Source organism: Longimonas sp. (assembly GCF_046498435.1).
Lineage (GTDB): Bacteria > Bacteroidota > Rhodothermia > Rhodothermales > Salinibacteraceae > Longimonas.
This window is the reverse complement of sequence record NZ_JAWOAR010000221.1, coordinates 1-9064: the sequence shown is the minus strand read 5'-3', so window position 1 is coordinate 9064 and position 9064 is coordinate 1. Positions and strand designations below refer to the sequence as shown.

Sequence of the window (9064 nt, the reverse complement as noted above, 5' to 3'; positions counted from 1 at the left end):
GCGTCAAGCTGATGGGGAGGAAACGTGATGCCACGGGACGCGTCTTGTAGCGGCCATAGCACGGCGTAGACCGCACTCATCGATTCAATGTAACCAGATGCCTGGACCGATCCGACAGCACAAATCAGAGCTTCGTGATCTCTGCCGTACGCATGGTGTGGAGCGGCTGGAGGTGTTCGGGTCGGTCACGTCCGATGCCTTTGATCGTGGATCGAGCGATCTTGACTTCATCGTACGCTTTGCCGACACATCACCGGGATACGCGGACCGGTACCTGGATTTTGCCGAAGCGCTTGAGGATCTGTTCAAGCGCCCCGTAGACCTGATTACAGAACGTTCTCTCTCCAACCCGTACTTTCGAACGTCCGTTGATGCGACCCGCCAAGTGATCTATGACCAACGCCGTGAAGAAACGGCTGCTCACTTCCATCGCACGGAGTTGAGTTGAACCCTCAGGGTGCCCCAGCAGTTTGCAAGCACTCATTCGTTATCACCAACCTAAATGCCGATGAGTACGACTGATCTGTCACCCGATGCACTGAAACAGGTTTTGAAAGAAGCGCTCTCCGAAACCCTGTCGGAACGCCGGGATCTCTTTCGAGAGGTCTTCGAGGAAGTCCTGGAAGATTTTGCTCTTACAGAAGCAATTCGCGAAGGTCAGCAAACGGACCGCGTCCAGCGATCGAAAATTTTTGAGATGTTGAAAGATGAGGAATGAAAACAGCGTTCCGAAAAAGCTTCCAGCGCGACCTGAAAAATCTGAAGAAGGATCGAGAGATGCGCGGTCGCATCCGAGGGAAAATTGAAGAGGTAGAGGCAAGCGGTTCGTTGCAGGATTTGCCAAGCGTAAAGAAGCTCAGTGGGGGCGAGGCATTGTACCGAATCCGTGTTGGTGACTACCGAATCGGAATCGCCGTTGAGCAAGACACCGTCGTCTTTGTGCGCTGCCTGCACCGTAGAGAAATCTACCGCTACTTCCCGTAGCCACTGTTCTTGCAGGTCCACGTCCTCACACTACCTCGCCACCTTCATCGCCCGCATCGGATAGGGCTGGGCGAGGTGCTCCTCTGTCATCTCGTCGGTGAAGACGATCGCCTCGCCAGTGGAGCGCATTTCGGGGCCGACTTCTTGCTTCACTTCCGGAAACTTGTCCCACGAAAAGACGGGGCGTTTCAGCGCGTAGCCGGTCAGATGCGAATCGAGAAGCCCTTCGTTGCGCAGATTTGCCAGCGTATCCCCCAGCATGACGCGCGTGGCAATGGCCGCGACGGGCGCGCCGGTGGCTTTCGCCACAAATGGCACGGTACGCGAGGCTCGCGGATTGGCTTCAATCACGTAGACGGTATCGTTGTGCACCACGAGCTGCACGTTCAGGAGACCGCGAACATGTAGCGCGCGGGCCAACTGCTCTACATAATTGCGAATGGTGTCCTGCACGTCTGCGGGGAGACTGTGCGGGGGCAGCACGGCCGTCGAATCTCCCGAATGCACCCCTGCGGGCTCCACATGCTCCAGAATCCCGCTGATCCACACGTCGGTGCCGTCGCAGATGGCGTCCACATCGACTTCGATGCCGCCCTCCAGGAAGCGGTCGAGCAGAATCGCGTTGTCGGGCGTGCGCTGCAGGATGGAGGCGACATGGCGCTTCACTTCGGCAGGCGTGTGGGCAATGCGCATGCCCTCGCCACCCAGCACGTAGCTCGGACGAATCAGCACCGGGTAGCCGATGTCGGATGCGCGCTGCACGGCTTCGTTGACGCTGTGCGCCATGCCGTACGGCGGCGAGGGGATGTCAAGCTCTTTCAGTACCGTGGAGAAATGACCCCGATCTTCGGCGCGGTCCATGTCGACGGGATCAGTGCCCAGCACGCGGATGCCGTGCTCCTTGAAACGCCTGGCGTACTTCAGCGCGGTCTGTCCGCCCAGCTGAACGATCACGCCCTCGGGCTGCTCGTGGTCGATCACGTTCATGATGTGCTCCCAGTAAACCGGCTCCACAAAGAGGCCGTCGGCCACGTTGAAGTCGGTCGAGACGGTTTCGGGGTTGCAGTTGAGCATCAGCGCCTCGTAGCCCATGGCTTGCGCAGCCCGCACGCCGTGCACGCAGGCGTAATCGAACTCGATGCCTTGCCCGATGCGGTTGGGTCCGCTGCCCAGAATGAGCACCTTGTCGCGGTCGGAGGCCGGGCGCTCGTTGCCGGCGTCGTAGCTGGAGTAGTAGTACGGCGTGTCGGCAGGAAACTCGCCGGCGCAGGTGTCCACCACCAGAAACGACGGCGTAATATCTGCTTTTTTGCGATGCGCACGGACGGTGTCGTCGTCGAGGTCGCCCGCAAGCAAGAAGGCAAGCTGCGCATCCGAAAACCCGTAACGCTTGGCCTCACGCAGCAAGTCGTTCGGGAGTGTGTCGAGCGTGTGCGCGGCGATCTGCCGCTCCATGGCGACGATCGATTCGATCTCGCGCAAGAACCACCGGTCGATCTTGGTGACGCCGTGAATCTCCTCGACCGAGGCGTCATGGTAGAGCGCGTGGCGCACATGAAGAAGCTGATCCCAGTACGGCTGCTCCAGCCGTTCGCGCACGGTGTCGCGGTCGGGCACCGGACGGTCGGCGCCGAGTCCGTGGTAGCCGATCTCCAGGCTCTGCCATGCCTTTTGCAGGCTCTCGGGGAAGGTGCGTCCGAGCGCCAACACCTCGCCCACCGCCTTCATCTGCGTGGTGAGCGCTTCGTCAACGCCTTCGAACTTGTCGAAGTTGAAGCGCGGAATCTTGGTGACCACGTAGTCGATCGATGGCTCGAAGCAGGCGCTTGTGCCGGTGATTTCGTTGGGCAGCTCGTCCAGCGTGTAGCCCACAGCCAGCCGCGTCGCGACTTTGGCGATGGGATAGCCCGTTGCTTTCGAGGCCAGCGCCGAGGAGCGCGACACGCGGGGGTTGATCTCGATTACGATCATGCGCCCGGTCTCCGGATCCACCGCAAACTGGATGTTGCATCCCCCTGCAAACGTGCCAATAGAGCGCATCGCCTTGATCGCAGCGTCGCGCATGGCCTGGTACTGGCGGTCGGTGAGGGTCTGCTGCGGCGCCACCGTCACCGAGTCGCCCGTGTGCACGCCCATCGGGTTCACGTTTTCGATGGAGCAGATGATGACGACGTTCTCGTTGGCGTCGCGGAGCAGTTCCAGCTCGTACTCCTTCCACCCGAACAGGCACTCCTCGATGAGCACCTGGTGCACCGGACTCATCTCCAGTCCGCGCGATACCATGCGTTCGAATTCGTCTTCGGTGCGCACAATGCCGCCGCCCGAGCCGCCCAGCGTGTACGACGGACGAATGACCACCGGCAGTCCACCCAGATCACGGGTTACGGCTGCGGCTTCGTCTACCGTCTTCGCGGTCTGACTGCGCCCCTGATCCAGGCCCACCTCTTCCATCAGGTCGCGGAAGCGCTGGCGGTCTTCGGTGCGCTGCACTGCATCCAGGTCCACGCCGATGAGTTCCACGCTATGCTCAGCCCACACGCCGGCTTTCTGGACGTCTTCGGTCAGATTCAGCGCGGTTTGTCCGCCCATGGTGGGCAGCACCGCATCCGGCTGTTCCTTTTCGACGATGCGCGTGATGGATTCGACGGTGAGCGGCTGCAGGTACACCTCGTCGGCCATCATGGGATCGGTCATGATGGTGGCCGGATTCGAGTTCACCAGCACCACGCGATAGCCCTCGTCCATGAGCGCCTGCGCAGCCTGGCTGCCCGAGTAGTCGAACTCGCAGGCCTGGCCAATGACGATGGGGCCGGAGCCGATGAGCAAGATGGTGTCGATGTCGGTGCGTTTAGGCATTGGGGGATTCGGAGGCGGTCGTCAGAGAGTACGTATGTCGCGGGTTGAGGGTGTGGGGGCTTTTCGAAATTGCTGGCACCGCCCGGGATATCCGCTGCGCTCCTGATCCCGGGCTAAGGGGATCCATAGCCGGGGATCGCTTGCATCCCCGGCGATCTGTGTGCCAAACTCATACTTCAAGGGGTATTCACGAGGCCACGAGGACATAGCTTGTGCCTATGCAGCAATCACAGCACGTTGACCCACCCCCAAAAATTAACCCGCAACGGCGAGACCGTGGCGGGCAGTGCGAAGAGCGGGAGCGCAATCGGGAATCATCTCCAGGAACGCGTCGAAGAGATAATCGCTGTCGTGCGGCCCGGGCGACGCCTCGGGATGGTATTGCAGCGAGAACGCCTTGTGCTGGGGATACCGCAAGCCCTCGATCGTGTCGTCGTTCAGGTTGCGATGCGTAACGACCGCGCCCTGATCGGGAATCGACGCCGCCTCTACCGCAAAGCCGTGGTTCTGCGTGGTAATTTCGACGCGTCCGCTCATCAGATTCTTGACCGGCTGATTGGCACCGCGATGGCCCACGCGCATCTTGTAGACATCCATGCCCTGCGCCAGCGCCATGAGTTGATGTCCGAGGCAGATGCCAAGCACGGGCAGGTCTGCGTTGAGGCACGTACGAGCGTGCTCGATTGCTTCGGGCATGGCACGTGGATCGCCCGGTCCATTGGACAGGAAGAGCGCGTCGGGTGCGTAGGAGCGCAGTTTGTCGAGCGGCGTGGCAGCGGGCACCACATGCACCGTGCAGCCGCGCTGGGCAAACGCGTCGAGCAGCGTGCGCTTGGCACCGTAGTCCACGACGACGATCGTGGGGCCATTGTCGCGGTTGTAGGTGTAGGCATACTGCGTGGTGACCTTGGACGCATAGGCGCGCCCGGCCATGTCGGGGCAGTTGCGGGCGCGGGCTACGAGCGTGTCGGCGTCGAGGCCGGTGCTATCAATGACCGCATTCAGCACGCCATCGGTGCGAATCTGGCGGACGAGCGCTCGCGTGTCGATGTCGGTAATGCCAACGACACCGTGCTGCGCCAGGTACGCATCCAGTGCCGACCGGCCGTGTGGTCCGCTCGGGGTGTTAGTGCACGAGCGCACGATGAGGCCCGACGCCTTGGGCGCGTGCGACTCGTTTTCGGCGGGCGTGGTGCCATAGTTGCCGATGTGCGGGTAGGTCATCATCACAAGCTGGCCGTAGTAGGAGGGATCGGTGAGGATCTCCTGATAGCCAGTCATGCTGGTGTTAAAGCATAGCTCGCCGCGCGTGGTACCGCGCTGGCCGATGGCGCGGCCGGGCACGACCGTTCCGTCGGAGAGAGCAAGCGTGGCAGTTCGGGAGGTTGGCATAGCCAAAGGGGAGGATTACAGAGGGCAGGCAAAGACGAACAGAGACGCGATGACTTCCGCAGCATAAGCGCATAAAAAAACCTTTCCGCCAATGACGGAAAGGTAAACAAAACGGGGAGGGCGGCTGCCCTGTCGGGTTGACAGCGCATGCCACAACAACAAGAGCCGGTCAGGGGGCGCAGATGCAGGCATAAGGGGAGTCATCAGTAATTTCCATCGACAAACGTAGCAGGTAGACCGTCGTTCCGCAAGTTGTTCAGATGGATTTGCAGGATGTTCACTGAAGCAGAGGCCACGCATCTTGTGGGGGCAGAAGGACGCATGGGGAATAACGCCAACTCCGTATGCTCCGTTGGTGTATGGAGGGATGGAAAGGGGAATGGGTGAAAGAGAAGAACATCCATTCCTCCATCCTCACACGAGGCCGAAGTCCGACTGACGACGTACATCCGGTGCGCTAAAGAGGCGATACCGCAATCCTACAACTGGATTTGGAATAACGCACCACATGGATCCGTAAAGAGAGATGCGGCTCACAATGCCCAGCCTTGACCCAGACGCCGACCGGGGAAACGGCGATCCCCAATCCATACGTACAGCGGTGAGCCGCACGGCCAAGATGCATACAGGCAGAAGCGACAGATGAACAGACGCAACACATCGTGGCGGGGATCGAGCACGTATCGGATGCGTGTGCTGGGAGCAGGTGCGGCGGCCCTCCTGCTCTGCGTGGGACTGGTGCGGTGGTGGCCGGTGCCCGAGGCTGCTTCCCACGCCTCGTACAGCGATCTGGCCTCCGACCGTATCCAGCTCGAAGAGATTCAGCCGACCGACCAGGACGTGCGCCGCCAGCCGCCGCCCCCGGCTCCGCTTCCGCCCGAGGTGGTGCCCGAAGACGAACTTGTTGATGCAGAGATCGACTGGAGCGATGTGGCGCTCGATATCACGGATCCTGGCGATGATGCCGAGCGCCGCGACGGCAGAGCCGAAGAGGCGGCAGCACGAACGCAGCCCTCAACGGAGGCACGTCTGCTCCGCGCTCCCCAACCCACCTACACCGAGCACGCCCGGCGCGAAGAGGTGCGTGCTCGTATTGAACTGGTGGTTGAAGTCAATCCACAAGGACAGGTCGAATCAGCGCGCATCCGAAACCGGTGGCAGGTCGATGCAGAGGGCACCGAGCAGTCCATTGATACGCTCGGCTATGGACTTGAAGAGGCGGTCCTGACGGCGGTGCGCCGGGCCCAGTTTCGTCCAGCAACAGACAACGGCGAGCCCGTTGCCACGCAGACCGTGATCACCTTCCGATTTGGGCCGCGCTAACACCAGTAGTGCTGCGTCTACCGGCGGGGTGTCCCTTTTGTCTTGATACGTGTTGAGCGCGATTCTATAACTGCCCGGGATCCAGCGCTCTTACGGGGTCCAGCGCTCTTCACCGAAGGATCGTGCCCCACGTGCAGGAGCGGCGTTGAGATCCTTCCCCCCGACGGGCGTCGTGGGTCAGGATGACGTTGAGGTGTGAGGTAAAGCAGCAATCCCCCTAATCGCTCCCCCTAAAGAAGAAAGCCGTAAAGAAGAAAGCCGTAAAGAGGGAAGCCGTAAAGAGGGAAGCCGTCGCGCCAGCGACTGAGGGGTAGATAGACTGGAGCCAACGGTCCCCCGTTGGCTCTGCTTACGCTCGTCGCATGGCACAAAGCATGGCACAAAGCATGGCACAAAAAGCATGACCTTCGGCCCCTCTGCCGTGCGACGCAGGCTGTTCAGGGGCACAACAGGCATGACCCTTCGGGCCCTCTGCCCCGCTAACTTAGCCCAGACACCGCCCGGGACGTCCTTCCGACAGCCGTCGGAATACCAATCCCCGGCTATAAGTCGCTAAACGCGTACCGAGGAGGAAAGGTAGGATGGAGGGGAATCCACCCGGCAATTCCCAAAACCATTGTTGAGGTCACTTAGTGCTCTGTCAATCCTGAAAGGTTGGTTTCAGATGGGTTTTCCCCTCCATCCTGTTTGTCCTGGACACAGATCCAGGCCCCCTCCTTTCCTGTGACTTTTTGAGATGAATCACAGGACCCGGCACCGACGGTCTCCGTCGGTGCGATAGGGCAGAGGACGCTCCTGCGTCCGCCCAGCAGCGTCGCATATACTCTGGCGTCTTCCGCTATGGCGCATCGTCGGAGGGCTCCTCATCATTCACATCGACCCACGATGCATCCTCGACATCGCGCCCCCAGAACCGGGGCGATTCGCGGTCGTGCCGCGCAAGGCGATCCTCGCGATGACCATTTTGGCGCGACGCCCCGAAAAAGTCGTCCGAAGGATGCCGCCCCCGGCCACGCCAAATGCGCACCAGGTTGGCTACAACCTGCAAAACGAAGTAAATGATGATAGCCGTAATGACGTACTCCATACGGGGCAGTGCTTCGCAATGGAACGGACCCGGGCCACGCTACGGGTGGCGAACGTAGGTCGTCCCCTGTGTATTTACGGTAGTAATATGGCGGATGAGCGCATCCAGGTCGTCCTCACGCTCCACAAAATCGATCTCGGTGGCGTTGACGATGAGAAGCGGACTCTTCGTGTAGTGAAAGAAGTAATGGTTATACGCCTCGTGCAGCGATTCAATGTAGGCAGGATCCATATCTTCCTCGTACGGCCGCCCGCGCTTGGCAATATTCTGCATGAGTCGCTCGGTAGAAGACTGCAAATACACAATCAGGTCGGGCGTGGGCGTGGCAGGCTCCATGTGCGCGTACAGCGTTTCGTAGAGCTGCAGCTCATCGCCCGAGAGGTTCTGATGCGCAAAGATGCGGTCTTTGTCGAACGCGTAGTCGCTAATGGTGAGGTCGTGGAAGAGGTCGCGCATCCCCAGTTCCTTCTGCTGACGAAAGCGGCTCGCCAGAAATGCCAGCTGGGTTTGGAAGGCCCAGCGCTCACGGTTGTCGTAGAAACGCTCCAGAAACGGGTTGTCGTCGAACTGCTCCAGCACCAGGCGCCCCTCGAAACGCTCAGCCATGAGCTTGGCCAGCGTCGTCTTTCCGGCCCCGATTACACCTTCAATAACGATATAATTCAATTCGGGGGGAAGCGCAGGTACAGACACGAGCAGCAGGAGCGTTTACGCAGAGAACAAGGAGCGAGCCAGAGGCCCCGACCGCCGATGTAAGGCGTGGGCATCGGAACAGGTCTGAAGCAAGTTTTGAACGGTAGCGTCGAACGGGTCCGGCACCCACAAGTTCGGGGCCAGCTCGGCCCAGGGCATCAGCACAAACCGTCGTTCGTGCAGGCGGGGATGCGGAAGCGTAAGGCGCTCGGTGCACGCCGTTTCGGCCCCCACCATGAGCAGATCAATGTCGAGCGGACGCGGCGCCCACCGTGGGGCCGATGCCAACCGTCCGGCCTGCTCCTCCAGCGCCTGAGTGGCACGCAGCAGCGCGTGAGCCGACAGGCCAGTGCGGATGTGCACCACACCGTTGATGAACGCAGGCACCGCCTCCTGACCGGGCCGCCGATGCGCCTCACTCTCGTAGGCCGACGACACTCGCTCAACCGATATCTCAGCCTGCGCATCCAACCGGACCAACGCCTGGTCGATCTGGGCAATGCGGTCGCCCAGGTTCGCCCCTACGCCAAGGTAGGCATCGGTCCAAGCAACAGAGGAAGGCATGAAAACGTGCAAGGTAAATGAAACGTAGACACATGGCGCGTACGAATCATCGCACAGCGAGTTGAGGAGGCGCCGTTTAAAAGCGCCCCGCGCACCGCCTGTTGGCCCCATGCACAGCTACCGCCCGGCCCAAACAAGCCCTGCTAAAGGCCGTTTGGTCGTCGG

The 9064-nt window shown here is 60.8% G+C and carries 9 protein-coding genes; 4 read left to right on the top strand and 5 right to left on the bottom strand.

Annotated features, from left to right (window positions below; all coding sequences use genetic code 11):
* The first annotated feature begins 97 nt into the window (after positions 1–97).
* From R6U20_RS08495 to R6U20_RS08485, 3 genes are read left to right on the top strand one after another with little or no spacing between them, the layout of a single operon-like run.
* Entirely contained in the window at positions 98–448 is a 351-nt protein-coding gene (locus R6U20_RS08495; RefSeq protein ID WP_410337429.1) for a nucleotidyltransferase family protein, read from the top strand.
* A gap of 60 nt (positions 449–508) precedes the next feature.
* Positions 509–718 (top strand): hypothetical protein, encoded by a 210-nt coding sequence (locus R6U20_RS08490; RefSeq protein ID WP_410337428.1) that lies wholly within the window; start codon positions 509–511, stop codon positions 716–718.
* Positions 715–984, top strand: coding sequence for a type II toxin-antitoxin system RelE family toxin (locus R6U20_RS08485; protein WP_410337427.1), 270 nt, complete (start codon positions 715–717; stop codon positions 982–984). Before R6U20_RS08490 ends, R6U20_RS08485 begins: the two co-directional genes overlap by 4 nt.
* Before the next feature lie 30 nt (positions 985–1014).
* Here R6U20_RS08485 and carB read toward each other — a convergent pair whose 3' ends face one another.
* Together carB and carA are read right to left on the bottom strand one after the other, a co-directional pair.
* Positions 1015–3840, bottom strand: a complete 2826-nt coding sequence (carB, locus tag R6U20_RS08480) for a carbamoyl-phosphate synthase large subunit (protein ID WP_410337426.1) — start codon at positions 3838–3840, stop codon at positions 1015–1017.
* A 255-nt stretch (positions 3841–4095) separates the two neighbouring features.
* Positions 4096–5232: a glutamine-hydrolyzing carbamoyl-phosphate synthase small subunit gene (carA, locus tag R6U20_RS08475; protein WP_410337425.1), complete on the bottom strand. Its 1137-nt coding sequence runs from the start codon at positions 5230–5232 to the stop codon at positions 4096–4098.
* A gap of 642 nt (positions 5233–5874) precedes the next feature.
* On the opposite strand from carA, the gene R6U20_RS08470 reads away from it, so the two are divergent.
* Complete coding sequence (locus R6U20_RS08470) at positions 5875–6555, top strand: energy transducer TonB (protein WP_410337424.1); 681 nt, start codon at positions 5875–5877, stop codon at positions 6553–6555.
* Between the two features lie 838 nt (positions 6556–7393).
* Here the strand turns inward: R6U20_RS08470 and R6U20_RS08465 are convergent.
* The 3 genes from R6U20_RS08465 to folK are packed head-to-tail and all read right to left on the bottom strand — an operon-like array spanning position 7394 to position 8899.
* Positions 7394–7642 carry a hypothetical protein gene (locus R6U20_RS08465; RefSeq protein ID WP_410337423.1) on the bottom strand — a complete coding sequence of 83 codons (249 nt, stop codon included), beginning with the start codon at positions 7640–7642 and terminating at the stop codon, positions 7394–7396.
* Positions 7643–7681: 39 nt separating this feature from the next.
* On the bottom strand, positions 7682–8335 hold the full coding sequence (locus R6U20_RS08460) for a deoxynucleoside kinase (RefSeq protein ID WP_410337422.1): 654 nt from the start codon (positions 8333–8335) through the stop codon (positions 7682–7684).
* Positions 8336–8350: 15 nt separating this feature from the next.
* Entirely contained in the window at positions 8351–8899 is a 549-nt protein-coding gene (folK, locus tag R6U20_RS08455) for a 2-amino-4-hydroxy-6-hydroxymethyldihydropteridine diphosphokinase (RefSeq protein WP_410337421.1), read from the bottom strand.
* Between the last annotated feature and the right edge of the window lie 165 nt (positions 8900–9064).